The 24140-nt window shown below is 64.5% G+C and carries 25 protein-coding genes and 1 tRNA gene; 10 read left to right on the forward strand and 16 right to left on the reverse strand.

Annotation, left to right across the window (positions count from 1 at the left end; genetic code table 11):
- Positions 1 to 13: 13 nt before the first annotated feature.
- From Q7J44_RS09195 to Q7J44_RS09230, 8 genes are all read right to left on the reverse strand, one after another.
- Complete coding sequence (locus tag Q7J44_RS09195; protein ID WP_304879105.1) at positions 14 to 1816, reverse strand: ABC-F family ATP-binding cassette domain-containing protein; 1803 nt, start codon at positions 1814 to 1816, stop codon at positions 14 to 16.
- A gap of 109 nt (positions 1817 to 1925) precedes the next feature.
- Positions 1926 to 2714 (reverse strand): SseB family protein, encoded by a 789-nt coding sequence (locus tag Q7J44_RS09200; protein WP_304879108.1) that lies wholly within the window; start codon positions 2712 to 2714, stop codon positions 1926 to 1928.
- A gap of 1 nt (position 2715) precedes the next feature.
- On the reverse strand, positions 2716 to 3300 hold the full coding sequence (locus tag Q7J44_RS09205) for a uracil-DNA glycosylase family protein (RefSeq protein WP_304879356.1): 585 nt from the start codon (positions 3298 to 3300) through the stop codon (positions 2716 to 2718).
- Positions 3297 to 4370, reverse strand: coding sequence for an ABC transporter ATP-binding protein (locus tag Q7J44_RS09210; RefSeq protein ID WP_304879358.1), 1074 nt, complete (start codon positions 4368 to 4370; stop codon positions 3297 to 3299). The genes Q7J44_RS09205 and Q7J44_RS09210 overlap by 4 nt, the downstream gene beginning before the upstream one ends.
- A 32-nt stretch (positions 4371 to 4402) precedes the next feature.
- Entirely contained in the window at positions 4403 to 5209 is an 807-nt protein-coding gene (locus Q7J44_RS09215) for an ABC transporter permease (protein WP_304879110.1), read from the reverse strand.
- A 10-nt stretch (positions 5210 to 5219) separates the two neighbouring features.
- Positions 5220 to 6101: an ABC transporter permease gene (locus Q7J44_RS09220; RefSeq protein ID WP_304879112.1), complete on the reverse strand. Its 882-nt coding sequence runs from the start codon at positions 6099 to 6101 to the stop codon at positions 5220 to 5222.
- A 164-nt stretch (positions 6102 to 6265) separates the two neighbouring features.
- Positions 6266 to 6520 carry a hypothetical protein gene (locus Q7J44_RS09225; RefSeq protein ID WP_304879114.1) on the reverse strand — a complete coding sequence of 85 codons (255 nt, stop codon included), beginning with the start codon at positions 6518 to 6520 and terminating at the stop codon, positions 6266 to 6268.
- A gap of 219 nt (positions 6521 to 6739) precedes the next feature.
- A complete protein-coding gene (locus Q7J44_RS09230; RefSeq protein ID WP_304879116.1) occupies positions 6740 to 8143 on the reverse strand; it encodes a PLP-dependent aminotransferase family protein in 1404 nt (467 codons plus the stop codon).
- A gap of 102 nt (positions 8144 to 8245) precedes the next feature.
- On the opposite strand from Q7J44_RS09230, the gene Q7J44_RS09235 reads away from it, so the two are divergent.
- A complete protein-coding gene (locus Q7J44_RS09235) occupies positions 8246 to 8458 on the forward strand; it encodes a DUF1127 domain-containing protein (RefSeq protein ID WP_304879118.1) in 213 nt (70 codons plus the stop codon).
- 151 nt (positions 8459 to 8609) lie between these two features.
- Here the strand turns inward: Q7J44_RS09235 and rpsI are convergent, their stop codons facing one another.
- The 3 genes from rpsI to Q7J44_RS09250 form a co-directional block, all read right to left on the reverse strand.
- Positions 8610 to 9104, reverse strand: a complete 495-nt coding sequence (rpsI, locus tag Q7J44_RS09240) for a 30S ribosomal protein S9 (protein WP_304879120.1) — start codon at positions 9102 to 9104, stop codon at positions 8610 to 8612.
- Between the two features lie 2 nt (positions 9105 to 9106).
- Entirely contained in the window at positions 9107 to 9571 is a 465-nt protein-coding gene (gene rplM, locus Q7J44_RS09245) for a 50S ribosomal protein L13 (protein ID WP_304879122.1), read from the reverse strand.
- 142 nt (positions 9572 to 9713) lie between these two features.
- Complete coding sequence (locus Q7J44_RS09250) at positions 9714 to 10451, reverse strand: GNAT family N-acetyltransferase (RefSeq protein ID WP_304879124.1); 738 nt, start codon at positions 10449 to 10451, stop codon at positions 9714 to 9716.
- Between the two features lie 81 nt (positions 10452 to 10532).
- Here Q7J44_RS09250 and msrB point away from each other — a divergent pair, with 81 nt between their 5' ends.
- Entirely contained in the window at positions 10533 to 10928 is a 396-nt protein-coding gene (gene msrB / locus Q7J44_RS09255) for a peptide-methionine (R)-S-oxide reductase MsrB (RefSeq protein ID WP_304879126.1), read from the forward strand.
- Between the two features lie 33 nt (positions 10929 to 10961).
- Here the strand turns inward: msrB and Q7J44_RS09260 are convergent, their stop codons facing one another.
- Positions 10962 to 11441, reverse strand: coding sequence for an outer membrane protein assembly factor BamE (locus Q7J44_RS09260; protein ID WP_304879128.1), 480 nt, complete (start codon positions 11439 to 11441; stop codon positions 10962 to 10964).
- A 245-nt stretch (positions 11442 to 11686) separates the two neighbouring features.
- Between Q7J44_RS09260 and Q7J44_RS09265 the strand changes: the two genes are divergently transcribed.
- From Q7J44_RS09265 to Q7J44_RS09300, 8 genes are all read left to right on the forward strand, one after another.
- Positions 11687 to 12286, forward strand: a complete 600-nt coding sequence (locus tag Q7J44_RS09265; RefSeq protein ID WP_304879130.1) for a DUF177 domain-containing protein — start codon at positions 11687 to 11689, stop codon at positions 12284 to 12286.
- Between the two features lie 167 nt (positions 12287 to 12453).
- Positions 12454 to 12660 carry a 50S ribosomal protein L32 gene (gene rpmF / locus Q7J44_RS09270; RefSeq protein WP_103333526.1) on the forward strand — a complete coding sequence of 69 codons (207 nt, stop codon included), beginning with the start codon at positions 12454 to 12456 and terminating at the stop codon, positions 12658 to 12660.
- 27 nt (positions 12661 to 12687) lie between these two features.
- The gene (gene plsX, locus Q7J44_RS09275; RefSeq protein WP_304879132.1) at positions 12688 to 13836 is read left to right on the forward strand and encodes a phosphate acyltransferase PlsX; all 1149 of its coding nucleotides are present in this window, start codon (positions 12688 to 12690) and stop codon (positions 13834 to 13836) included.
- Positions 13833 to 14804, forward strand: coding sequence for a beta-ketoacyl-ACP synthase III (locus Q7J44_RS09280; protein ID WP_304879134.1), 972 nt, complete (start codon positions 13833 to 13835; stop codon positions 14802 to 14804). Before plsX ends, Q7J44_RS09280 begins: the two co-directional genes overlap by 4 nt.
- A 102-nt stretch (positions 14805 to 14906) precedes the next feature.
- Entirely contained in the window at positions 14907 to 15209 is a 303-nt protein-coding gene (gene ihfA / locus Q7J44_RS09285) for an integration host factor subunit alpha (protein ID WP_135428563.1), read from the forward strand.
- Positions 15210 to 15236: 27 nt separating this feature from the next.
- Positions 15237 to 16148 carry a MerR family transcriptional regulator gene (locus Q7J44_RS09290; protein WP_304879137.1) on the forward strand — a complete coding sequence of 304 codons (912 nt, stop codon included), beginning with the start codon at positions 15237 to 15239 and terminating at the stop codon, positions 16146 to 16148.
- 78 nt (positions 16149 to 16226) lie between these two features.
- Positions 16227 to 16304: transfer RNA gene (locus Q7J44_RS09295), tRNA-Pro, on the forward strand.
- Between the two features lie 82 nt (positions 16305 to 16386).
- A complete protein-coding gene (locus tag Q7J44_RS09300) occupies positions 16387 to 17463 on the forward strand; it encodes a 2'-deoxycytidine 5'-triphosphate deaminase (RefSeq protein ID WP_304879138.1) in 1077 nt (358 codons plus the stop codon).
- Positions 17464 to 17603: 140 nt separating this feature from the next.
- On the opposite strand, the gene Q7J44_RS09305 is transcribed toward Q7J44_RS09300, so the two are convergent.
- The 4 genes from Q7J44_RS09305 to glgC all read right to left on the reverse strand — a co-directional run bounded on the left by Q7J44_RS09305 (position 17604) and on the right by glgC (position 24126).
- Positions 17604 to 19229 (reverse strand): alpha-D-glucose phosphate-specific phosphoglucomutase, encoded by a 1626-nt coding sequence (locus tag Q7J44_RS09305; protein WP_304879140.1) that lies wholly within the window; start codon positions 19227 to 19229, stop codon positions 17604 to 17606.
- Positions 19226 to 21352, reverse strand: a complete 2127-nt coding sequence (gene glgX / locus Q7J44_RS09310) for a glycogen debranching protein GlgX (protein WP_304879142.1) — start codon at positions 21350 to 21352, stop codon at positions 19226 to 19228. Before glgX ends, Q7J44_RS09305 begins: the two co-directional genes overlap by 4 nt.
- Positions 21349 to 22773, reverse strand: a complete 1425-nt coding sequence (glgA, locus tag Q7J44_RS09315) for a glycogen synthase GlgA (RefSeq protein WP_304879144.1) — start codon at positions 22771 to 22773, stop codon at positions 21349 to 21351. The genes glgX and glgA overlap by 4 nt, the downstream gene beginning before the upstream one ends.
- 81 nt (positions 22774 to 22854) lie before the next feature.
- Positions 22855 to 24126 (reverse strand): glucose-1-phosphate adenylyltransferase, encoded by a 1272-nt coding sequence (glgC, locus tag Q7J44_RS09320; RefSeq protein WP_304879146.1) that lies wholly within the window; start codon positions 24124 to 24126, stop codon positions 22855 to 22857.
- Between the last annotated feature and the right edge of the window lie 14 nt (positions 24127 to 24140).

Consider the following 24140-nt stretch of genomic DNA (forward strand, 5'->3'; position numbering starts at 1 on the left):
GGGGCCGCAGGGATTACGCCCGCTCTTCCAGCGCCAGCCATTCGGCTTCGGCGCTTTGCAGGGCGATCTGGCGTTCGGTCAGCGCCTCGGTGCCCTTCTTGAACTTGACCGGGTCCTTGGAATACAGATCGGGCACCGCCAGAAACTCTTCCAGCTTCACGATCTCGGCCTCCAGCCGCGCGATGATCGGCGGCAGATCATCCAGCCGCTTGCGCTCGGTAAACGACAGCCCGGTGTTTTTTGAAGGTTTGGGCTGCTCGCGCGCCGGGGCCGCCTTGGCCGCAGCTTTCGCGGCGGCGGCCATGGCCTCAGGCCGCTGGGCCGCATAATCCGACCAGCCGCCCGGATAGGCGGTGGCCCGGCCATTGCCCTCCATCGCCACGGTGGCGGTGGCAATCCGGTCGATGAAATCGCGGTCGTGGCTGACCAGCAGCACGGTGCCGTCATATTCGCCCAAAACGTCCTGCAACAAGTCGAGGGTTTCGACGTCCAGATCGTTGGTCGGTTCGTCCAATATCAGCAGGTTCGACGGCCGCGCCATCAGCTTGGCCAGCAACAGCCGTGCCTTTTCCCCACCCGACAGGCTGCGCACCGGGGCCCGCACCTGCCGTTCATCAAACAGAAAATCCTTCAGGTACGCCACCACATGCTTCGGCGTGCCGCGCACCATCACCTGATCTGACGCGCCCGACACCGCCATCAGCGGATCGCCGGTCAGGTTTTCCCACAGCGTCGCATCCGGGGCCAGCTGCGCGCGGGTCTGGTCAAACACCGCAATCTCCAGATTGGTGCCCAGCACCACTGATCCCTGATCCGGGGCAATCTCGCCGGTCAGCATCTTCAGCAGCGTGGTCTTGCCCACGCCGTTGGGGCCGACAAAGGCCACCCGGTCGCCGCGCAGCACCCGCAGGTCGAACCCTTCCAGAATCGTCTTGTCGCCAAACCATTTGCCGATACCGCGTGCCTCGATCACCCGCTTGCCGCTGGTGGTGCCCGACTCCATCTCCAGCGCGGCGGTGCCCTGACGGCGGATCTGGCTGCCGCGTTCCTCACGCAACGCCGCCAGCGCCCGCACCCGGCCCTGATTGCGCTTGCGGCGGGCCGAAATCCCCTCGACCGCCCATTTCGCCTCGGCCTTGATCTTGCGGTCCAGCTTGTGGCGGGCGTCGTCTTCTTCGGCCCAGACGGTCTCGCGCCATTCCTCGAACCGGTCAAAGCCGCTTTCCCGCCTGCGCACCTCGCCCCGGTCGATCCACAGCGTGGCCTTGGTCAGGGCGCGCAGGAACGTGCGGTCGTGCGAGATCAGCACAAAGGCGGTGCGGGTGCTGGTCAGCTCCGCTTCCAGCCATTCGATCGCCTGAATGTCCAGATGGTTGGTCGGCTCGTCCAGCAGCATCAGCTCCGGCGCTTCGGCCAGCAGTTTGGCCAAAGCCGCGCGCCGCCGCTCGCCCCCCGATGCGGTGGCCACCGGCGTCTCGGGGTTGAACTTCAACCCTTCCGCCACCATCGCCACCCGGTATTCCTCGCCCTCATCCAGCCGGCTGGCGGCAAAATCCCCCAGCGTCTCAAAGCCCGACAGATCAGGGTCCTGCTCCATATAGCCGACGCTCACACCGGGCGAGACCACCCGTGTGCCACGGTCCACCTCGACCAGCCCGGCCATCACCTTCATCAGCGTGGATTTGCCAGAGCCATTGCGCCCCACCAAAGCCACCCGGTCGCCGGGCTGAACCACCAGAGACAGATTGTCGAACACAGGGTTCCCGCCAAAGGTGAGCGAGATATCGGAGAGCTGTAAAAGGGGTGCGCGTGCCATGCGCCGTCAGGTATGCGGCCAACCCGGCGGCGTCAAGCCACCTCCCCCCGTAACGCTTGCACCTTTTCAAAATACTCCGGGGGGAGGCGAAGCCGGGGGGCTGGCCCCCCTATACCAGCCGCGGCGGGCGCTTCGGGTCCATACCGGGGGCCGCCCCCGGCACCGTGCGCGCCTCCACCTCCGGCAGATCAAAGCGCAGCGCCACCCGCGCCATCGCCGCCACTGCCGGATCGGCGGAATGCAAAAATGCCACGTCCAGCTCCCCGGCCTCGATCCCGGAAAACACCAGCGCTTCCGATGCCGCCCGCGCCAATGCGCCTTGCGCGCCGTCGGCGACATCCAGAAACGCCAGCATATGCCCGCGCCGCCCGCCGCGATAGGTGACAGCGGCCAGCAAGGCCCCCGATGCCAGCCCCGCCGCCCGCGCCAGCTTGGCATCCAGCCCGGTGATCAGCGCCTCCGGCACGGCGGGCGCATGGAACTGCTCTGGCAGCGCCTCCACCGCCTCCGGGCCTTCGTCCAGCGTCTCGGCCAGCCAGTCCATCGCTTCCGGCGGCAGCAGCATCTCGGACCGGCCCACGCCAAGGTTGACCCCCAGCCCGATGCCCTGCCCTTTCAGCAGCCCCGCAATCACCCGACCCGGCAGCGCGGCATAGGGCGCGATACCCCCCGTAAACCCGGCCAGACGCTCCTCACGGTCAAAGACCAGCACAAAGCGCCCGTCTTCCAGATCAAACACCTTGGGGTCCAGCGTGTCGCCCTGCGCTTCACGCTCCAGCAGCAGGAACATCTCGCCATCGGCCAGCCGTTCAAAGAACCGCAGGCGCAGGGCCTCGTTCTCGGGGTCGGCATGCACGGCGGCATGGGCGGCGTCCAGCAGGCTTATGATCTCAGACATGTTAACTCTCCATCACCCGGGCCACGGCGCGGCGCAGTTCCGGCACCAACTCGCGCGCGAACCATGGGTTGCGTTTCAGCCACCCGGTATTGCGCCAGGACGGGTGGGGCAAGGGAAAGATGCCACGCGCGGCGTAGGTGCGCCACTCCGCCACCGTATCCGTTACATTGCGGGTGCCCAGATGCCAGCGCATCGCCGCCCCGCCGACCAGCAGGGTCAGGCGTAGGTCCGGCAGGTCCGCCAGCACCTGCACCCGCCATGTCGCGGCACAGATCGCAGGCGGCGGCAGGTCCGACCCCTTGGCATCATAGCCCGGAAAACAGAACGCCATCGGCACAATTGCCACGCGGTCAAGATCGTAGAACGCCTCCGGTGACAGCCCGGTCCAGCCGCGCAGCCGGTCGCCCGAAGGATCGGTGAACGGCTGGCCAGAGCCATGGACCCGCGCGCCCGGCGCCTGCCCCGCGATCAGCAGCTTTGCCTTGGGGCGGAACCACACCACCGGGCGCGGCGCATGTGCAGTGGCCGTCGCGGCAAAGCGCGCGGCACAGATCCGGCAGGCGGCAATGTCATCGGCCAGTGTCAGCGGAACAGCACCAGCGCACTCGGGCTCCAGGCCACATCGACCGAAGTGCCCACATCGAGGATCGGGCGCCCGGGCGTGTTGCGCATCGACAGCCGCACTTCCACATCCGTCCCGCCAAGGTAGACATCGTAATAGGTCATGTCGCCGAAATAGATCACCTCGTCGATGATGCCATCCACCGTGCGCTCGGTCGTGGTCTGGCCGGGATACATCAGCGTCAGCGTTTCTGGCCGCAGGCCGACCATGGGGCTGTCGCCCTGCCCAGTCGGGCATTGGTCGGCGTCCAGCAGCGCGCGGCCCAGACCCTTGGCTTCCACCTCGATCTGGCCGCCCTGCTCCCCAATCACCTGCGCCGGGATGAAGTTCATCGTGCCGATGAAATCCGCCACTTTCTTGGAATTGGGCCGGCGGTACAGGGTTTCCGGGTCGGCCAGTTGCGCAATCTCGCCCTCGAACATCACGGCGATGCGGTCCGACATCACCAGCGCTTCTTCCTGATCATGGGTCACCAGCACAAAGGTGATGCCAACCTGCCGTTGCAGCTTGATCAGCTCCACCTGCATATGTTCGCGCATTTTCTTATCAAGCGCCGACAAAGGTTCGTCCAGCAACAGAACTTTCGGTTTCAGGATCAGCGCCCGCGCCAGCGCCACCCGTTGCCGCTGCCCGCCCGACAGCGCATGTGCCGCCCGTCCGCCATAGCCTTTCAGGCCGACCATCTCCAAGGCCTCTTCCACCGCGCGGGCCTTTTCGGCCGACGATCGCGGGTCGCGGCGCAGGCCAAAGCCCACATTCTCGCCCACGCTCATGTGCGGGAAAATCGCGTAGGACTGGAACACCATATTGGTGGGCCGGTTGTTGGCCGCCACCCGCGCCATATCCTTGCCGTCGATCAGCACAGCACCACCGTCGATGCCTTCAAACCCGGCAATCGTGCGCAACAGCGTGGTCTTGCCGCACCCCGACGGCCCCAGCAGCGAGAAAAACTCGCCCGCGCGGATGGTGCCGTTGATCCCGCGCAGCGCGTGGTAATCGCCGTAATATTTGTGGACATCGCGGAATTCGATCATGGTCGGCTTTGGAAGGGCGGGATTGACAGTGCTCACAAAAAGCCTCCGGTATCCTTGCCGCCGGTCTTCGCGATGCCGCGACGGCGGAAAAATTCTGCGATGGAAAGAAGGGTCACCGACACCAGCACCAGAATGGTGCCGAGCGCCAGCATGGCGGGAACCTTAGCCGGAAAACGGAACTGACCGTAGATATAGGACGACAGCACGGTATCGGCCCCGGCAAGGAAATAGGCGATGATGAACTCATCCAGCGAAATGGTGAAACAGATCAGCAGCGATGAGATGATGCCCGGTGCCACCAGCGGCAGGATGATCAGCCGGAAGGTCGACACCGGCCCCTCGCCCAGATCATACGCCGCCTCTTCCAGCGATTTATCAAGGCTCTGGAACGCCGATGACAGGATCGCCACCGCAAAGGGCGTGGTGATCAGCACATGGCCCAGGATGACGGTAAAGATCGACAACGGCACCGATATCGCCAGCAGCACGACCAGCAGCGACATCGCCACGATCATCTCGGGCAGCACCAGCGGCAGCATGATCAGCCCGACCAGCCCGCCCTTGCCGGGAAAGCTGTAGCGGGTGCTGGCGCGTGCCCCGAACACCCCCAGCACCGTGGCAATCACGGCGGTAGAGCTGGAAATCACCAGCGAATTGCGCAGCGCCTGCCACAACTGGCGGTCGGCCCACATCTCGGAAAACCAGTTGGTGGTAAAGCCCGACAACGGAAAGGCGATGATGCGGCTGTCGTTGAAGGCAAACAAAGGCAGCAGCACAATCGGCGCATAAAGAAAGATCAGATATCCGATGGCATAGACGCGCAGGCCCGTGGCTTTCATCGCATCCCCCCTATTTCGCCGGCCCAAGGAAGCGCCGGTTCACCATCACAAACGCCACCGAGATGATCGCCACGATCACCATGGCCGAGACCGCAATCGCCGACCCCAACGGCTTGTTGTTGATCTTCAGCATCTGCACTTCCATCATATTGGCAATCATCGGCAGCTTGCCGCCGCCGATCAGATCGGGCGTCACATAATCGCCGATGGTGGGGATGAACACGATCAGCGTGGCCGCAATCACGCCCCCCATCGACAGGGGCAAGGTCACCCGCCAGAAAGTGCGAAGGCGCGACTCTCCCAGATCCTGCCCCGCCTCCAGCAGGCTGCGGTCAATCTTTTCCAGCGCCACAAAGATCGGCAGAATGGCAAACGGCGCATAGGCATGTGCCAGCGTCACCACCAGCGCGCCGACGTTATAGTTGATCCAGGTCAGCGGCTCATCAATCACCCCGATTCCCAGCAGGCCGGAATTGATCACCCCGTTATAGCCAAGGATCACCTTCCACAGAAACACCCGGATCAGATAGCTGGTCCAGAACGGAATGGTGATCAGAAACAGCCACAGCGATTTTTTCGACGGGGCCACGTGAAAGCTGACGAAATAGGCAATCGGATAGGCGATTACCACCGTCACCACCGTCACCGACAGCGCCACGATCAGGGACCGCAGCATGATCGCGCGGTAAACCGGGCCGGTCCAGACCTCGATATAATTGGCCAGCGTGAAATCCCAGGTGATCATCCCGCGCCCGCCGGTCAGCAGGGAATACAGCACCACCGTGCCCAAGGGCGCGGCCAGCAACAACACCGCATAAAGCGCCGTCGGGCTGATCAGCAGCAGCCCGGACCGCGCCTCGGACCGGCCAAGAACGGATGTGGATTTTGCCATGTCACCCCCTGTTGTGCCCGTCCTGATCTGACGGCCGTGCCGCTGTGCCGCAGCTTTGATCAAAACTTAGTCACAAGCGTGGAAGGCTGGCAAGTGCCCTTGTGCCATCACGCAAAGATGCCGGACCAGCGGCCCGGCATTGCACAACTTCAAGGCAGCAGCCCCTAGCCTGCGATGCGTTCAATCGCGATGGCCCGCTTTTTCAGCTCGTCATACAAAGATGGCACCACCCGCAGCGAGCCCACCGCCGCGCGCAAGGCATCTGACAACCGCGCCTCATTCGGGGTGCTGGACACCCGCCACACCATGCGCCGGGCAACGCCATCATCATAGACGATCTCGGTTTCACCGGCGCGCTTGCGATATCCCAGAAAATCAGCCCCGCCATGCGGGGCATGGAAAGTGGTTTGCTGTCCCATGACGGGCCTGTCCTGTCTTTTTATGCATGTCGTTGCATGCGTCTGCTCGTTATTGACCAGAAATGCGGCCATGCCGCGGCACGCGTCAAGACACAGCGGCGTGAAGGGAAAACGTTACATTTGAAGGCCGGTAAATGGAGTCATCCGTGCAACAGCCGCCGCAAACCGGCCCGGCCTGTGCCGCATCTTCGCCACAATTGCGCCACAGTTCCTTCTGGGTCAGACCATCAGTTCCGCCGGGGGCTGCGCCAGCAACCGGGCCAGCCGCATGATTCCATCGCGGAACCGCTCGGTGGATACATTGCCCGCCAAAGCCACCCGAACCGCATTGGGCGCGCGGCCATGGATCAGCGCATATTCATCGGCCGACCGCACCATCACCCCCGCGCTTTCCGCATGGCTGCAAAAGCTGCTGGCCCGCCAGCCCGAGGGCAGCCGCAGGAAGATGAACTGCAACCCCGGCTGCCAGCTCAGATCAAACGCACCCAGGGCATTGACCGCAAACTGCAACCGCCGCTCCAGCTCTTCCTGCACCAGCCCGCGCAAGCGCACGCCCTCGCCCGATTGCAAAAGGTGCAGCACAATCGCCTCGATCGGGCGTGACAGCGCGAAAAACTGGTGCTGCGCCGTCAACCTGCCCGTCGGTCCCATGCCGGACGGGGCCACCAGATAGCCAAAGCGCAAGCCCGCCGAAATGGTCTTTGACAGGCTGCCGACGTGCCAGACCCGCTCGGGTGCCAGCGCCCGCATCGATGGCAGGGTGGTGGTCGCCACCGAATAGCAGTCATCATCAATGATCTGCAGGTCATAGCGCCTTGCAATCGCAACAATCGCCTGCCGCCGTTCCAGCCCCATGCGCACCGTGGTCGGGTTCTGCGCCTCGGTCGTCAGGCACAGCACCTGCGCGCCTTGCCTGCGGCAGGCTTGTTCCAAGGCTTCGGGGACAATGCCCTCGCCGTCGATCTCCACCGCCACCACTTCGGCGCGGCTCAGCCGGGCAGCGTGGCGAAAGCCGGGATAGGCCAGCTCTTCGGTCAGCACCAGGGGTCGGTCGCCGCGCAGGCAGCACATGAACACAAGGTTGATCGCATTCTGCCCGCCATGTGCCAGCACAATGTCGTCGGCAGACACCGGCCCCAGCACCCGGTCGGACACCCAGTCACAAATGGCAGTGCGCAGCGGCAGTTCGGCCTGCTGGCTGGGATAATCGATCCAGTCGGTATCGTCATCGCCCCCCAGCGCCATCAGCGCCGCCGAAATCGCGGCCCCCTGCCCCACATTCGGCAGGATCGGTGCGCGCAGGTCGACCTTGCCCATCAGCCGCGCCGGATCACGGTCGACAAACAGCGCCTGCGTCGGCCCCAGACGCGGCGCACTGGCCGCGACAAAGGTGCCCCGGCCCACGGTGGCCGCCAGCATCCCCTCTTGCGTGGCCAGAGAATACGCCCGCGCCACTGTGCCCGGCGTGACCTTCAGCTGCCAGGCGAGTTCGCGCACCGTGGGCAATTGTGCTCCCGTCTGCAGCTCACCCGAGCGGATTGACTCGCGCAGCGCACGGGTCAGCGCCAGATATTTGGGGCCATCGTCCTCGGACAGCGTCGGAAGCCATATTGTATCAGCCACAATGTTCCTCTGGCGTGAAAGACTCAACCTTTGTATCACTATCATATGGCCAATTGTGCCATTGTATCAATACAAAACTTTCACGCTGTAAAGGAATGCGTCATGTCTCCCGTCGAAACGCTGGTCTTCCGCCCCGCCTCCCTCCCCCCGCTGTCGCGGTTGGTGCTGGCCGCTGCGGTCCGCGTTGTGATGTGGGAGACCCGCCAGCGCACCCGAAAGGACCTGCGGCGCCTGTCCCCGCACCTGCTGCGCGATGTCGGCATCGACCCGATGACGGCACAGGCAGAGTCCAGCCGCCGGTTCTGGCAGGAGTAACCCCTGCCCCCATGCTCCCCGAGTTTTCCCCGACTGGGCCGGATTTATCCGGCCCTTTTTTTTACGTGCTGGACCCGGGACCCTGTAACACAGGGGCAAATGCAAAAAGGCCCGCCAGTTGGCGGGCCTTTCCAAAGACAGTATTGAAAGCTCAGCGCTTCGAGAACTGGAAGGATTTACGGGCTTTCGCCTTGCCGTATTTCTTCCGTTCCACCACGCGGCTGTCGCGGGTCAGGAAGCCGGCGGCTTTCAGCGCGCCACGCAGGCCGGGTTCATAAAGCTGCAGGGCTTTCGAGATGCCATGCTTCACGGCTCCCGCCTGCCCCGACAGACCGCCGCCAACCACGGTGGCCATCACGTCGAACTGGCCTTCCACGTTTGCGATTGTGAAGGGCTGCTTCAGGATCATCTGCAGAACCGGACGGGCGAAATAGGCCGCCATTTCCTTGCCGTTCACAGTGACCTTGCCGGTGCCGGGCTTGACCCAGACGCGGGCAACCGCGTTTTTCCGCTTGCCGGTCGCATAGGACCGACCCAGCGCATCGCGCACAGCCACACGCGGGGCTGCCATCGGCGCGGCAGGCGCGTCAGCAGCGGTGCCGGACACGGCCGATTTCAGATCGTCGAGAGATTTGATGTCAGCCATGATCACGCGCTCCGGGTGTTCTTGGGGTTCAGCGCGCCAACGTCGAGGACGGTGGGCTGCTGAGCTTCATGCGGATGATCCACACCGGCATAGACGCGCAGATTGGTCATCTGCTGGCGGCCAAGACGGTTGCGGGTGATCATACGCTCGACGGCCTTGATCACGACACGCTCGGGGTGGTTGCCTTCCAACACCTGCCGCGCGGTGCGCTGCTTGATGCCGCCCGGGTGGCCGGTGTGCCAGTAGTAGATCTTGTCGGCACGCTTGTTGCCGGTCATCTGGATCTTGTCCGCATTGATGATGATGACATTGTCACCCATATCCATATGCGGAGTAAACGTCGGCTTGTTCTTGCCGCGCAGGATGTTGGCGACGATCGTGGCAAGGCGGCCCAGAACGATGCCTTCGGCATCGATCAGGATCCACTTTTTCTCGATGTCCGCCGGTGTAGCGGTAAAGGTTTTCATCGGTGGTGTCCCATGGAGGTCAGGCAGGGGTTGCCCCCCGGTAACTCGGATGGCGGCTTATCGCGCATCGGTGATGCAGCGTCAAGCGGCGTGGGCAATATATAATCAAGCAAAATCAATGGTTTGCAAAAGTGGTATTATGTTACCCCAAGGTGTCGGCTGCAATCATCCGCAGGGCGCGGGCCCGTGCCGGGGGGATGGCGGCAATTTCCACCCCGGTCAGCACATGCAGCGTATCCAGATCGCGGTCGATCACCGCATGGTCACTGACCCAGCCCCCCATCGACAGATAGGTGCGCAGCAAGGGCGGGATCTGCGGCGGCACCGCAGAGGGTGCCGCGCGGTCCGGCAAGGCAACCCGTTCCGGCGCGCGCGGGCCGGGGCACCACTGTGCGGGGGCCCGGCGCCCCGACAATGCGGCCAGTGCGCCTGCGTGGCGTGCCGGATCGGCCCCGGCAAAGCTGGAACAGCCAAACAGCAGCCCCACCCCGGCGGCATCGACCATCCGCGTCATCGCGGCCCAGGCCAGCCGCAGGATATCGGGGTCATGCTGATCGGGGTCGAGACAGAAGCGCCCCATTTCCAGCATCGGGGCCGGATACTGCGCCAGCCGCGACAGGTCATAGAACTGCGCGGCATAGGACTGCGCGATTGTGCCTCCGTCAAACACCTGCACCCGGTAGGTGGCCACCAGCGCCCCCGTGCTGCGGTCCTGCACCAGCACATGCTGGGCGTGGTCGTCATAGGCATCCGCATCGCGCCCCTGATCGCCGCCCCGCCCCGCCCGGAACGCACTGTGGCGCAGGCGCTGCGCCGCGGCGACCTCATCCCCGCTGCGGGCAAGGCGCACCTCGTACTGACCGCGCGACAATGGCTGCATGCCGCCCCCCTGACCCTTGGCACCCGAACCGGCCAACCCTAGATATACCGCAGACGCCGCACAGAACCACAGGAGATGCATATGGACAAGGTCGTGAAACCAGATGCCGAATGGCAGGAAATGCTGTCGGACCTTGCCTATAAGGTCACCCGCAAACATGGGACCGAACGCGCGTTCAGCCATGACGATTTTCCGAAAGACCCCGGCACCTATCGCTGTGTGTGCTGCGATGCGCCGCTGTTCGACCAGTCGACCAAGTTCGACTCAGGGACAGGCTGGCCCAGCTTTTACGCACCGATCAGTGCGGAACTGGTGGGGGAAACCGAAGACCGCAGCTGGTTCATGCGGCGCACCGAAGTGCATTGCAACCGCTGCGACGCGCATCTTGGCCATGTGTTTCCCGACGGACCGGCGCCCACCGGCCTGCGCTATTGCATGAACGGCGTGGCGCTGACCTTTGAGCCCGAGGCGGACTGACCAGCCCGCCCCAGCCGCATTGCCCGTGCCGGATCAGTTGTCCAGCAACTGCCCGGCGCTCAGGCGGCCGACATTGGCGAACAGCTGGCTCAGCACGCTCTGGCCCCTGACGCTGCTTTCGGTCACACGGCGCGACAGCGGCACGATCTGGCCGCGCTCCAGCCCGAAGCGTTCGACATTCTGCAAAACGCCGCTTTCGCTGAAACTCAGAGCGACCACCTGACGGTCGATTTCCTGCGGGGCCAGTGCGCCGCGCTGCTGCCAGCGGCTTTGCACATAGAACCAGCCGGTATCATTCAGCAGGCCCGAGGCCGAGGGCCGCCCGACCTTTGGCGCGGCGGTGTCGCGGGTATCTCTGCCGACCACCAGCTGCGCCAGATCTTCTTCGGACGGCACATAGCCGTGGTTGCGGTAGATCGGCGCGCAAGCCGTCAGCGCGGCCGCAAGGCAGATCACGGCAACAAACCGTAGGGCCGCAGGTCTGCGGTCGCGCTGTGCTGTCGTCCATGCCATCCGTCGTAATCCCTACCCCAGTTCCCGCACGACCCGGCCCAGACTGCACCTGCGGACTTGCCAAGCGGGGTATCGCCGCTTAGGTGCCGAAGGATCAAGACCCGTCTCCTGAGGCAAAGGCTTACAGAAGGACGCGGGCCGGTTCAAGAATGGAACGCGTCTTGCCCGCGTCTCTGGCCTGCGCTGTGCCCGTACTGCCCTGTCTGCCCGTGGCCCGGCCCCTGTGACACAAAGGTGTTTCCGCCATGAAAAAACCAAGCGCGCCCGTTTCCCCGCCCGAAGCCGCCCTTCCGGCGGCCCCGCCACCGCTGAGCCAGACTTTCCGCAGCGGTGCGCTGTCGATGCGCAAGCCGACCCGGTTCGACCTGCAACCCGATCTGGAAACCCGCAAGGCGATTGCGGCCGATCTGGGCCTGCTGGCGGTGCCCTACCTGCGGTTCAAGGGCGAAATCCGCCCCGCCCCCAACCGCGATTTCGTGCTGGAGGCAGAGGTGACGGCGGTGGTCGATCAGCCCTGCGTGGTCACCCTTGCGCCGGTGCGGGCCGAAATCACCGAAACCGTGCGGCGGCGCTATGTGTCCGACTGGGTGGAGCCGACCGGGGACGAGGCCGAGATGCCCGAAGATGACACCGCCGAACCCATCCCCGAGGTGATTGATGTCGGCGTCGTGGCGCTGGAATCGCTGGTGCTGGCGCTGCCGATGTATCCGCGGGCACCCGGCGCGGAATTTGCCGAGATCAGCGCCACCCCGCCGGGGGCGGCCCCGTTGCGCGACGAAGACCTCAAACCCTTTGCCTCGCTTGCCGCGCTCAAGGACAAACTGGGCGGCGGCAGTGACGCGTGATCCCCCCCCTGCCGGAACGGTTTGCAGATTGGGGCTTGCACAGGGCCCAGATAAATGTATTTTCCGCGCTTCATTCGGGGTGTGGAAACATGCCCCCGGCGGCGCTATCCGCTAGAAGAATCGTCAAGTAAAACAGGGGCATGTCCCCACTACCCAAAGGTTGCGACATGGCTGTCCCGCAGAACCGAGTCACCAAATCCAAACGTAACATGCGTCGTGCACACGATGCGCTGGTTGCTGGAAACCCCGCAGATTGCCCCAACTGTGGCGAGCTGAAGCGCCCGCACCATGTCTGTGGTGCCTGCGGTCATTATGACGCCCGCGAAGTCGTGGCGACCACCAAGGACGTCGATCTGGACGAGGACGCGGCGTAAGCCGCGCACAGACGGCGCACCCTGCCCATGTCAAGCGGACTGCAAAATCCGGCGGCGGAAAAGCTTGAAGGCGGGGCTTTGCCAGTTAATTCGGCTTTGCCAGTTAACCCGGATTTTACAGTCATTTCGGTTGACGCCATGGGCGGTGACCGGGGGCCGGCGGCAGTTGTCGCCGGTCTTGGCCTGTCTGCAGCCAAACACCCCGATGTGCGGTTCATCCTGCATGGCGACTCGGCCACGCTGACCCAGCTGGTCAGCGCGCAACCCGGCCTGTCAGGCCGGGTCACTGTCGTTCATGCCGAGCGGATTGTGACGATGAACGACAAGCCCAGTCAGGTCATGCGCCATGGGGCCGGCACGTCGATGTGGTCCACCATTGATGCGGTGAAATCGGGTGAGGCGCAGGCGGCGGTGTCGTGCGGCAACACCGGCGCGCTGATGGCGGTGTCGATGTTGCGCCTGCGCAAGATTGCCGGCGTCAACCGCCCCGCGATTGCCTGTCTGTGGCCCAGCCGCAACCCCGGCGGGTTCAACCTGATGCTGGATGTCGGTGCCGGGATCGAGGCCGAGGCCGAAGACCTTTTGCAATTTGCCGCCATGGGGGCGTCCTACGCCCGCAACGGCCTTGCCCTGTCGCGCCCGCGTGTCGGCCTGCTCAATGTGGGCACCGAAGAGCATAAGGGCCGGGCCGAGCTGAAAATCGCGCATGACCGCATGGTCGAGGCGGCCGATGCCGGCGGCTTCGAATTTGTCGGCTTTGTCGAGGGCGGCGATATTCCCGGCGACCGGGTTGATGTCATCGTCACCGACGGCTTTACCGGCAATATCGCGCTGAAAACCGGCGAAGGCACTGCCAAGTTGATCTCGGATTTCCTGCGTGAGGCGTTCGGGGCCGGCATCCTGTCAAAATTCGCCGTCCTTCTGGCGCTCAACTCCCTGAAACGGCTGCAAAGACGCATCGACCCGCGCCGGGTGAACGGCGGGGTGTTTCTGGGTCTGAACGGCACGGTGGTGAAATCGCACGGATCGGCGGATGAAACCGGCGTCGCGGCGGCCATCGGTCTGGCCATCCAGCTGGCCCGCACCGGCTTTGTCGAGCGTCTGGCGGCCCGGGTGGCATCAACCGGCAAACAGGCGGCAGATCAGACTGCTGCGGAAAACGGGGCAAGAGCATGACGATACGCGCCGTTGTTGCGGGCGTGGGGCACTACCTGCCCGCCCGCGTGGTGGAAAACGCCGATCTGGAAGCGCTGGTCGAGACCAGCGACGAATGGATCCGCTCGCGCTCTGGGATCGAGCGGCGGCACTTCGCGGCGGAAGGCGAGATGACCTCGCATCTGGCCAGCCATGCGGCGCGTGCCGCCCTTGCCGATGCCGGGCTGGTGGCGGATGATATCGACGCGATCATCCTTGCCACCTCGACCCCCGATCTGACCTTTCCGTCGGTCGCCACCATGGTGCAGGCTGACCTTGGGATGACCCGCGGCTTTGCCTTCGACATTCAGGCGGTCTGCGCCGGATTTGTGTTCGCGCTGACCACGGCGAATGGCATGATCCTGTCCGGTCAGACCAGACGCATTCTGGTGATCGGGGCAGAAACCTTCAGCCGGTTGATGGACTGGAACGACCGCACCACCTGCGTTCTGTTCGGCGATGGCGCAGGCGCGCTGGTGCTGGAGGCGCAGACCGGCACAGGTGCGCCCACCGACCGGGGCATTCTGGCCAGCGATCTGCATTCCGATGGCCGGTTCCGCGATCTGCTTTATGTCGATGGCGGCACCAGCACCGGCACCACCGGCCATCTGCGGATGGCGGGCAAAGAGGTGTTCCGCCATGCCGTTGAAAAACTTGCAGAAACCGCGCATGCCTGCCTGGACAAGGCCGGTCTGACCAGCGCCGATGTCGACTGGATCGTGCCGCATCAGGCCAATATCCGCATCATCGAAGGCACCGCGAAAAAGATGCAGCTGCCGATGGAAAATGTGGTGGTGACGGTGCAGGATCATGGCAACACCTCTGCCGCGTCGATCCCGCTGGCGCTGTCGGTGGGCCGGGCGCGGGGCCAGATCAAGCAGGGCGATTTGATCGTGACCGAAGCCATCGGCGGCGGTCTGGCCTGGGGATCGGTGGTTCTCCGCTGGTAAGCGACTTAACGAAGCGCTTCAACTGTCTGATCCAACTGTCTGATATTGACTCGCAAATCGTGACGGCGCATCCTTTGCGTCAAATGCCGGGGGGATTTGCGAATGAGCGAAAAGACACTGACCCGAATGGACCTGTCGGAAGCCGTCTTCCGTGAGGTGGGACTAAGCCGGAATGAATCGGCGCAACTGGTCGAAGCCGTGCTGCAACACATGTCCGACTCCCTGTCGGCGGGGGAGCAGGTGAAAATCTCGTCCTTCGGCACCTTTTCGGTGCGCGACAAATCTGCCCGCGTTGGCCGCAACCCGAAAACCGGGGATGAAGTGCCGATCAGCCCGCGCCGCGTGCTGACCTTCCGCCCGTCGCACCTGATGCGCGACCGTGTGGCCGCTGGCAAAAAGAAGTAATCTTATGGCTGCAGGAGTGCGCGGCGCATGACCAAATCGCCCGACGCCTTTCGCACGATTTCGGAAGTCTCGGAACTTCTGGAAACCCCGGCCCATGTGCTGCGGTTCTGGGAAAGCCGGTTTCCGCAGATCCGCCCGGTCAAACGGGCGGGCGGTCGCCGTTATTACCGGCCCGCCGATGTGGCGCTGCTGACCGGCATCAAGCGCCTGTTGCACGATGACGGGATGACCATCCGCGGCGTGCAGAAAATCCTGCGCGAACATGGGGTCCGGCATGTCTCCGGTGTCAGTGATGACCTGGATGCGGAAGATGACAGCGAACTGCCGCAAGGTCTGGTGCCCGCTGCGCCGAAGGTGCCTGAAACCGCCAGAATCATCCCGATGCAACCCACCCGCCGCGCGCCAGAGCCGGAACCGGATATGGCGGAAGATGACTCCGCCGAAGACCTGCCCCTCGCCGCAGAGTCCCCGCCCGAATTTGCCACCGCAGACGATACCGCCGGGGATGACCTGCCCGCCGATCCGCAGCCGCCTGTGGCCGCGCCGCCGCCGCCGGTCATGGCCCGGCCCCCCATCTCTGCGCCCGTTGTGGAAGATCTCTTCGCCCGCACCGCCCCGCCCGCCGCCGATGACCCGGTGACAGAGGCCCCGATGGCGGTCTGGGCGGATGAGGCCGACGCGGGCGCAGCGGCGCCGGAAGACACCAGCGCCGCCATCATCCCGATGACCCCCGCCGCACCAGCCCCGCCGGTGCCCGCCGATCCGCCGCTTGCAGACCCCGGCCCGACCCTTGCGCAAGGCCCGACCCTTGCGCAAAGATTGCGGGCGGTGTCATCCGATGATCTGGACCCGGCTGACCGGCAGCGCTTTGCGCACATCCGCGATCACGCCGTGGCCCTGCGGTCGCGTCTGTCCGGCCCGGCGCGGGCCCAAGGCTAGGCGCGCGTTTTTTGGACCGCAAAGTGATGCATTCGTGCTTGTGCCGCCTGCGAATATCAGTATGTATCCCGGCATGTTCGGGCCGTAGCGCAGCCTGGTTAGCGCGTCCGTCTGGGGGGCGGAAGGTCGAGAGTTCGAATCTCTCCGGCCCGACCATCACCAAAACCGCCCGCTTGGCCCCGTGCCTTGCGGGCGGTTCTGTTTAACGCGTCTTTTCAAAGCAACCGGGGGGTTCAGAATGTCACTGACCGGAGTTCTTGCCGCCCAGCACCTGCGCCGGATGATCGGCGACGGGGCCATCACCGCCACCCCCGCCATCCTGCCCGAACAGGTGCAGCCCGCCAGCCTCGATCTGCGGCTGGGCACCATTGCCTACCGCGTCCGCGCGTCATTTCTGGCCGGCAAGGGCCGTCCGGTGGCGATGCGTCTGGCCGAGTTCGAGATGCACCGGGTGGACCTGACCGCCGGGGCTGTGCTGGAAAAGGGCTGTGTCTATGTCATCCCGCTGATGGAACGGCTGGCCCTGCCCGCTGGGCTGTCGGCGGTGGCCAATGCCAAATCCTCCACCGGGCGGCTGGATCTGCTGACGCGTCTGATCACCGATGGCGGCACCGAATTTGACCGCATCCCTGATGGGTATGATGGCCCGCTTTATGCCGAGGTGTGCCCAAGGTCGTTTTCCGTGCTGGTCCGCGCCGGGCAACGGCTGAACCAGATCCGCTTCCGCTATGGTCAGGCCGTGCTGTCCGACGCGGATCTTGCCGCGCTGCACGCGCGCGAACCGCTGGTCAACGGCACCCCGGTCATTTCCGAAGGCTTGGGGTTTTCGGTCGATCTGCGCCCCGGGAGCGGCGATCTGGTCGGTTACCGCGCCAAGCCGCATACCGGGGTGGTCGATCTGGACCGCATCGGCCATTATCCGGCGGCGGAGTTCTGGGAGGAAATCCGCACGCATGAGGGCCGCATCATCCTCGACCCCGGGGCCTTCTACATTCTGGTCAGCCGCGAAGCGGTGACCATCCCCCCCGATTACGCGGCCGAGATGGCCCCCTACCTTGCCATGGTCGGCGAATTCCGGGTGCATTACGCCGGTTTCTTCGACCCCGGCTTTGGCCATGCCGCCGCAGGCGGGGCCGGATCGCGCGGCGTGTTGGAGGTGCGCTGCCACGAGGCCCCCTTTGTGCTGGAACACGGCCAGATCGTGGGGCGTCTGGTCTATGAGCGCATGGCCGAACGGCCCGATGCGCTGTACGGCGAAAAGATCGCGTCGAACTATCAGGGTCAGGGCCTCAAACTGGCCAAGCAGTTCCGCTGACCCTTCACCGGGCCGCGCGGGCGGACAGCTTCGCCTCCGGCGGGAGTATTTCAGAAAGGTGCAGATCTGAGGCGGATGTCTTGCCTCTGTCGCTTGCACCTTTTCCAAATACTCCCGCCGGAGGCGGATACAAGGCCGGCTCAGGTCACCACATCCGGCGCATCGCGCCCGGTGAACTCGGTCAGCCGTGCCAAAGAATGCGCCGCGCGGATCACCGGGGCCAGAGCCTCTTGCGGATCAAGATCGAGGCCATCCGGGCCAGCGGCATAGCGTTCGAGGTAAACGCGCAGCGTCGCCCCTTCGGTGCCGGTGCCCGACAGGCGCATCACGATGCGGCTGCCGTCTGCGAACAGGATGCGCACGCCCTGCTTTGCACTGACCGAGCCATCCACCGGGTCGGTATAGGCGAAATCATCGGCGGCGGTGATGGTCATGCCTTCGATCTGCTGGCCCGGCAGGCCGGGCAGCGTGGCGCGCAGCGCGGTGATCATCGCATCGGCCTTATCCGTCGCAATCGCCTCAAAATCATGGCGGCTGTAGTAGTTGCGGCCGTATTTTGCCCAATGCTCGGCCAGAATATCGGCCACGGACTGTTTGCGCACCGCCAGAATGTTCAGCCACAACAGGATGGCCCAAAGCCCGTCCTTTTCGCGCACATGGTCGGACCCGGTGCCAAAGCTCTCTTCGCCACACAGCGTGACCTTGCCATCGTCGAGCAGGTTGCCGAAGAATTTCCACCCCGTCGGCGTCTCGAACTTCGCAATCCCCAGCGCATCGGCCACCCGGTCGGCGGCGGCAGAGGTGGGCATCGACCGTGCCACGCCCGCCAGCCCGCGTGCGTAGCCCGGCGCCAGATGCGCGTTAGCAGCCAACACCGCCAGAGAATCCGACGGCGACACATAGATGCCGCGCCCCACCACCATATTGCGGTCGCCGTCGCCGTCTGACGCCGCGCCGAAATCGGGGGCGTCTGGCCCCATCATCTCGGCCATCAGCTCATGCGCCCAGGTCGGGTTCGGGTCGGGGTGCATGCCGCCGAAATCGGGCAAGGGGGTGGCGTGGGTGACGGTACCCTGTGCCGCACCCAGCCGGTTTTCCAGAATCTCCACCGCGTAAGGCCCGGTCACCGCGCACATCGCATCCATCCGCATCCGGAACCCGCCCGCGAACAGTGCGCGCAGGGCGGGAAAATCAAACAGAGTTTCCATCAGTGCCGCATAATCGCTGACCGGATCAACCACATCGACGATCATCCCACCAAGGGTCTGGCGGCCGACCGTGGCCAGATCGACATCCTGCGCCTCCAGCATCTGATATTCCGTGATCTCCTCGGTGCGCCGGAACATGGCTTCGGTCACCGATTCCGGGGCCGGGCCGCCGTTGGGCATGTTGAACTTGACGCCGAAGTCTTCCTCTGGCCCACCGGGGTTGTGCGAGGCAGACATGATGATGCCGCCATCGGTTTTGTTCAGCCTTATCAGATGGCTGGCGGCAGGCGTGGACAGGTTCGCGCCCTGCCCCACAATCACCCGTGCCGCCCCGTTGGCTGCCGCCATCCGCAGGATGACCTGTGCGGCACGGTCGTTGAAATAGCGCCCGTCGCCGCCCAGAACAAAGGTTTTTCCCTTGGCCCCCACCACATCAAAAATCGCCTGCGTGAAATTCTCCAGATAATGCCGCCCAATGAACACAGGGGTTTTCTTGCGCAGGCCGGATGTGCCCGGCTTTTGTCCGGCAATCGGTTGGGTGGGAACGGTGGTGATCATAGACTCTCTCCTTGTGCCGGCCCGTCATCGGGCCTTGCGCGAAACATCAGCACAGACTGCGCCGGCAACGCGTCCGGTGCAGGTCCGCTTGTCAGATCGGGGCGCGTGCTGTCCAGCACCAGCTGCCATGTGGCCGTGCTGGGCAGGGTCAGCGGCACGGCCCCACCGCAGTTGAAATAGGCCAGCACTGCATCGACCGACGGATCAAAACCCTCGGCGGCCATCCGCAGTTCCACCCCCAACGCGCGAAACGCCGGGTCGTGCCAGTCCTGCGGCGTGGGGCTGGTGCCATCGGGTTTGCGCCAAGCCACATCGGCCAGCCCGTCCGCCGCGCGCTTGCGCGCGTGCAAAAAGCGCCGCTGCCGCAGCACCGGATGCGCCCGGCGCAAAGCGGTCAGCCGCGCGATGAAATCGGCAAGCTGCGTGTCAGGCTGCGACCAGTCCAGCCATGTCACCGCATTGTCCTGCGCATAGGCGTTGTTGTTGCCGCCCTGGCTATGGCCCAGCTCATCCCCCGCCAGCAGCATCGGCACGCCCTGGCTCAGCATCAGCGTGGCCAGCAGGTTGCGCTTGCGAAGTGCGCGGGCCGCCAGCACGGCGGGGTCATCGCTCGGCCCCTCCACCCCCATGTTATCGGAATGGTTGTCGGAATGGCCGTCGCGGTTGTCTTCGCCATTGGCCAAGTTGCGCTTGACGGTAAAGCTGACCAGATCCTCCAGCGTGAACCCGTCATGCGCGGTCAGAAAATTCACCGAACTGGTCGCCGACCGCCCGGAATGGTCAAACCGTTCAGCGCTGCCCAACAGCCGCTTGGCCAGATCCGGCGTCATCCCCGGATCGCCGCGCCAGAACCGGCGCACCCCGTCGCGAAAGCGGTCGTTCCATTCATGGAACGGATGCGGATACCCGCCCAGCTGATAGCCGCCGGGGCCGATATCCCACGGCTCGGCAATCAGCTTGACGCGGCTCAGCACCGGGTCTTGCCTTATCGCATCGAAGAACCCGCCATTGGGGTCAAACCCATGCGGCTCGCGCCCCAGCACGGTGGCCAGATCGAAGCGGAAGCCGTCAACATGGGCCACCTCCACCCAGTAACGCAGGGAATCCATCACCATGCGCAACACCATCGGATGCGTCAGGTTCAGCGTATTGCCGGTGCCGGTGTCATTGACATAATGCCGCCCGCCATCGGCCAGCCGGTAGTAGCTGGCGTTGTCGAGGCCCCGGTAGCACAGCGTTGGCCCCCACTGGTCGCCCTCGGCGGTATGGTTGTAGACCACGTCCAGAATAACCTCGATGCCCGCCACATGCAGGCGGCGCACCATGGTCTGGAATTCCCACAGCGCCCCCTTTGTCATATAGCGCGGCTCGGGCGCGAAAAACGCCAGCGTGTTGTAACCCCAATGGTTGCGCAGCCCCTTGGCCACCAGAAAGCGATCGTCGGGAAAGGCCTGCACCGGCAGCAGCTCGATCGCCGTCACCCCCAGCTTTTGCAGATGCGCGATCACCGGATCAGAGGCCAGCGCCAGATAGCTGCCGCGCAACGGCTTGTCGACGCCGGGGTGCAGCTGGGTCAGCGCCTTGACATGCGCCTCATAGATCACCGTCTCTGATCGCGGGGTGCGCGGCGCGGCATCATCGCCCCAGGTGAACGAGGTGTCGGTCACCACCGCCTTGGGCACGGCAAAGGCACTGTCACGCGTGTCAAACGACAGATCGCCGCGCGACGAGCCGATCTTGTAGCCCATCACCGCATCAGACCAGCGCAGCCGCCCTTCCAGCGCGCGGGCGTAAGGGTCGAGCAGCAGCTTGTGCGGGTTGAAGCGATGCCCCCGTTCGGGCGCATAAGGCCCATGCGCGCGAAAGCCGTACACCGTTCCCGGCGTCAGCCCGCCGACATGCATGTGCCAGATATCACCGTCGCGCTCCCGGAACGGCAGCCGCGCCATCTCCTTGCGCCCGTCGGATGAGAACAGGCACAGCTCAATCAGCTCGGCATGGGCCGAGAACACCGCGAAGTTGACGCCATCGCCGTCCAGCGTGGCCCCCATCGGCCAGGGCCTGCCCGCCGACAGCGCATGGCCCGGCAGGCGCGCCGCCAGCGGTGCCAGCCCCGGTGTCACCCGCGCACCTTGTCATAGAGCGCCGCATAGGCCGCGGCCGAGGTTTCCCAGCCGACCGGATGGCTCATGGCGTTCTGTCGCATCCGCGCCCACAGCTTGGGCTGGGCGTAGATCTCGACCAGCTTGGTCAGGGCTTGGCCAAAGGCCAGCGCATCGGTGGGCTGGAACACCACCCCCGTCGCGACACCCGCCGCCAGCGTGGCAGGCGAGGCCCCGATCACCGTATCGGCCAGACCCCCGGTGGCCGCGACCACCGGCAAGGTGCCATAGCGCAAGCCGTACATCTGGGTCAGCCCGCAGGGTTCGAACCGCGACGGCACCAGCACGGCATCGGCCCCGGAAAACAAAAGGTGGCTCAGCTCCTCGTCATAGCCGATCTTCACCGCGACCCGGCCCGGATGCGCGTCGGCCAGCCAACGCATCGCGTCTTCCATCTCCGGATCGCCCGTCCCCAGCACCACCAGCCCGCCACCGGCGGCGACAAAATCGGGCACCACCTGCGGCAGCAGGTCAATACCCTTCTGATGGGTCAACCGGCTGACGACAATGGCCAGCGGCCCGGGCACATCAACCCCAAAGGCCGCGCAAAGCGCCGCCCGCGCCTTGGTCTTGCCGCCGGGCTGCTTTGCGCTGAACGGCACCGGCTCGGTTTCCGGCGACCAGACCCCGGTATCCACCCCGTTCAGAATGCCGCAGACCCGCGCGGCGCGCGTCGCGATCACCCCCTGCAGCCCCATGCCGAATTCAGCGCGCATCAGCTCGGCCGCATAGGTCGGCGATACGGTGGTGATCCAGTCCGCCGTGACCAGCCCGGCCTTCAGGCTGGACAGCCCGCCGTAATATTCCAGCCCGTCGGGATAAAACTGCTCTCCCGGCAGGCGCAATTCATTGAGCAGATGCACCGGCGCCCAGCCCTGAAAGGCAATGTTGTGCACCGTCATCACCGATCTGACCGCCCCCTTGCCACCATAGGCAAGGTAAGCCGGGGCAAAGCCCGCCTGCCAGTCATGCGCGTGCAGGATATCGGGGTGCCAGCCGGCAATCCCCTCCTGTGCCAGCCGCGCGGCCACCCAGGACAGGGCGGCAAAGCGCTGCGGATTGTCCCACCACTCGCCCCCCGGCCCGCCATAGGGCGTGCCCTCACGGTCATACAGATGCGGCGCGTCCAGCAGCAGCAGCTCCACGCCCTCCACCGTGCCCGCATAGACAACGCCCTCACCGCCGAACAAGCCATGCTCGGTCCAGACCGGGGTCATCTGCGCGCACAAGGGGCGCAAGGCGCGGTAGGCCGGGATCAGCACCCGCATGTCCCAGCCGACAGCGGCCAGCGCCGAGGGCAGCGCCCCCACCACATCGGCCAGACCGCCGGTCTTGACAAAGGGCACGCACTCCGACGCGACTGACAGAACCCGACCCTTCATCTGTGCCCCTTCATCTTGACTTAAATACTCTCGGGGGGTCCGGGGGGCAGACAGCCCCCCGGCGGTTCCCGAAAAACCGCCCTATCCCAGCTTGTTCGCCCGCACATCCAGCATATCCTGCGTGATCAGCACGATCCCGCTTTCCGTCCGGCGGAACCACTTGCCATCTTCCTCCGGGTCCTGCCCGACCACAAGTCCCTCCGGGATGATAACCCCCCGGTCGATCACACAATTTTTCAGCTCCACCTTGCGGTTCACGCAAACCTGCGGCAGCGCCACCACATGGTCCAGCGTGCTCCACGAATGGGTGCGGCAGCCGGTGAACAGCAGTGAATTCCGCACCTCTGAGCCTGAGACGATGCAATCGCCCGACACCAGCGACGAAATCGCCGTGCCGCGCCGGCCATCGGTGTCATGGATGAACTTGGCGGGTGGCAGGATCTCGGCATAGGTCCAGATCGGCCAGCTTTTTTCATACAGATCCAGCTTTGGCACAAAATCGGTCAGGTCGATATTGGCCTGCCAGAACGCATCAATGGTGCCGACATCGCGCCAATAGGGTTCATCCTCCAACCCCGCCGTCACGCAGCTGTCGGCGAATTTATGCGCCACCGCTTTGCCGTTCTTCACGATCTGCGGAATGATGTCATTGCCGAAATCATGGCTGGAATTGCTGTCCTCGGCATCGCGGATCAGCAGTTCGCGCAGCAGATCCCAGTTGAAGACATAAATCCCCATCGAGGCCAGTGCATGATCAGGATCACCCGGAATGCCGGGCGGATCGGCGGGCTTTTCCAAAAACTGGGTGATGGTCATCTGGTCATCGACATGCATCACGCCAAAGGCCACAGCTTCCATCCGGGGCACCGTCAGACAGCCGATGGTGACATCTGCCCCGGAGGAGACATGCTGTTGCAGCATGATCTCGTAATCCATCTTGTAGATATGGTCACCAGCCAGGATGATCACATATTTGACCTTGTAATCATCCACGATATCAATGTTCTGCGTGACCGCATCGGCAGTGCCCAGGTACCATTTCGTCTCGTCCACCCGCTGGCTGGCGGGCAGGATATCAAGGTATTCGTTGCGCTCGGCCCGGAAAAACCCCCAGCCGCGCTGCATATGGCGGATCAGGCTGTGCGCCTTGTATTGCGTGGCAATCGCCATCTTGCGGATGCCGGAATTGAGCGCGTTTGACAGCGCAAAATCGATGATCCGCGTCTTGCCGCCAAAATAGACCGCCGGTTTGGCGCGCCGGTCGGTCAGTTCCTTCAGGCGGCTCCCCCGGCCCCCCGCCAGAACAAAGGCCATGGCCTGCGACGACAGCCTTGTATTCGGTTTCGCCTTCATCTTCCCCCCTTTTC

Source organism: Pseudotabrizicola sp. (assembly GCF_030656345.1).
Taxonomy (GTDB): domain Bacteria; phylum Pseudomonadota; class Alphaproteobacteria; order Rhodobacterales; family Rhodobacteraceae; genus Pseudotabrizicola.

Excerpts from the sequence above, each read along its gene's own strand:
- Q7J44_RS09195 (WP_304879105.1), bottom strand. The coding sequence starts at position 1,816 with ATGGCACGCGCACCCCTTTTACAGCTCTCCGATATCTCGCTCACCTTT.
- Q7J44_RS09200 (WP_304879108.1), bottom strand. The coding sequence starts at position 2,714 with ATGTCTGAGATCATAAGCCTGCTGGACGCCGCCCATGCCGCCGTGCAT.
- Q7J44_RS09210 (WP_304879358.1), bottom strand. The coding sequence starts at position 4,370 with ATGATCGAATTCCGCGATGTCCACAAATATTACGGCGATTACCACGCG.
- Q7J44_RS09215 (WP_304879110.1), bottom strand. The coding sequence starts at position 5,209 with ATGAAAGCCACGGGCCTGCGCGTCTATGCCATCGGATATCTGATCTTT.
- Q7J44_RS09220 (WP_304879112.1), bottom strand. The coding sequence starts at position 6,101 with ATGGCAAAATCCACATCCGTTCTTGGCCGGTCCGAGGCGCGGTCCGGG.
- Q7J44_RS09225 (WP_304879114.1), bottom strand. The coding sequence starts at position 6,520 with ATGGGACAGCAAACCACTTTCCATGCCCCGCATGGCGGGGCTGATTTT.
- Q7J44_RS09235 (WP_304879118.1), top strand. The coding sequence starts at position 8,246 with ATGTCTCCCGTCGAAACGCTGGTCTTCCGCCCCGCCTCCCTCCCCCCG.
- rpsI (WP_304879120.1), bottom strand. The coding sequence starts at position 9,104 with ATGGCTGACATCAAATCTCTCGACGATCTGAAATCGGCCGTGTCCGGC.
- rplM (WP_304879122.1), bottom strand. The coding sequence starts at position 9,571 with ATGAAAACCTTTACCGCTACACCGGCGGACATCGAGAAAAAGTGGATC.
- Q7J44_RS09250 (WP_304879124.1), bottom strand. The coding sequence starts at position 10,451 with ATGCAGCCATTGTCGCGCGGTCAGTACGAGGTGCGCCTTGCCCGCAGC.
- msrB (WP_304879126.1), top strand. The coding sequence starts at position 10,533 with ATGGACAAGGTCGTGAAACCAGATGCCGAATGGCAGGAAATGCTGTCG.
- Q7J44_RS09260 (WP_304879128.1), bottom strand. The coding sequence starts at position 11,441 with ATGGCATGGACGACAGCACAGCGCGACCGCAGACCTGCGGCCCTACGG.
- Q7J44_RS09265 (WP_304879130.1), top strand. The coding sequence starts at position 11,687 with ATGAAAAAACCAAGCGCGCCCGTTTCCCCGCCCGAAGCCGCCCTTCCG.
- rpmF (WP_103333526.1), top strand. The coding sequence starts at position 12,454 with ATGGCTGTCCCGCAGAACCGAGTCACCAAATCCAAACGTAACATGCGT.
- plsX (WP_304879132.1), top strand. The coding sequence starts at position 12,688 with ATGTCAAGCGGACTGCAAAATCCGGCGGCGGAAAAGCTTGAAGGCGGG.
- Q7J44_RS09280 (WP_304879134.1), top strand. The coding sequence starts at position 13,833 with ATGACGATACGCGCCGTTGTTGCGGGCGTGGGGCACTACCTGCCCGCC.
- ihfA (WP_135428563.1), top strand. The coding sequence starts at position 14,907 with ATGAGCGAAAAGACACTGACCCGAATGGACCTGTCGGAAGCCGTCTTC.
- Q7J44_RS09290 (WP_304879137.1), top strand. The coding sequence starts at position 15,237 with ATGACCAAATCGCCCGACGCCTTTCGCACGATTTCGGAAGTCTCGGAA.
- Q7J44_RS09300 (WP_304879138.1), top strand. The coding sequence starts at position 16,387 with ATGTCACTGACCGGAGTTCTTGCCGCCCAGCACCTGCGCCGGATGATC.
- Q7J44_RS09305 (WP_304879140.1), bottom strand. The coding sequence starts at position 19,229 with ATGATCACCACCGTTCCCACCCAACCGATTGCCGGACAAAAGCCGGGC.
- glgA (WP_304879144.1), bottom strand. The coding sequence starts at position 22,773 with ATGAAGGGTCGGGTTCTGTCAGTCGCGTCGGAGTGCGTGCCCTTTGTC.
- glgC (WP_304879146.1), bottom strand. The coding sequence starts at position 24,126 with ATGAAGGCGAAACCGAATACAAGGCTGTCGTCGCAGGCCATGGCCTTT.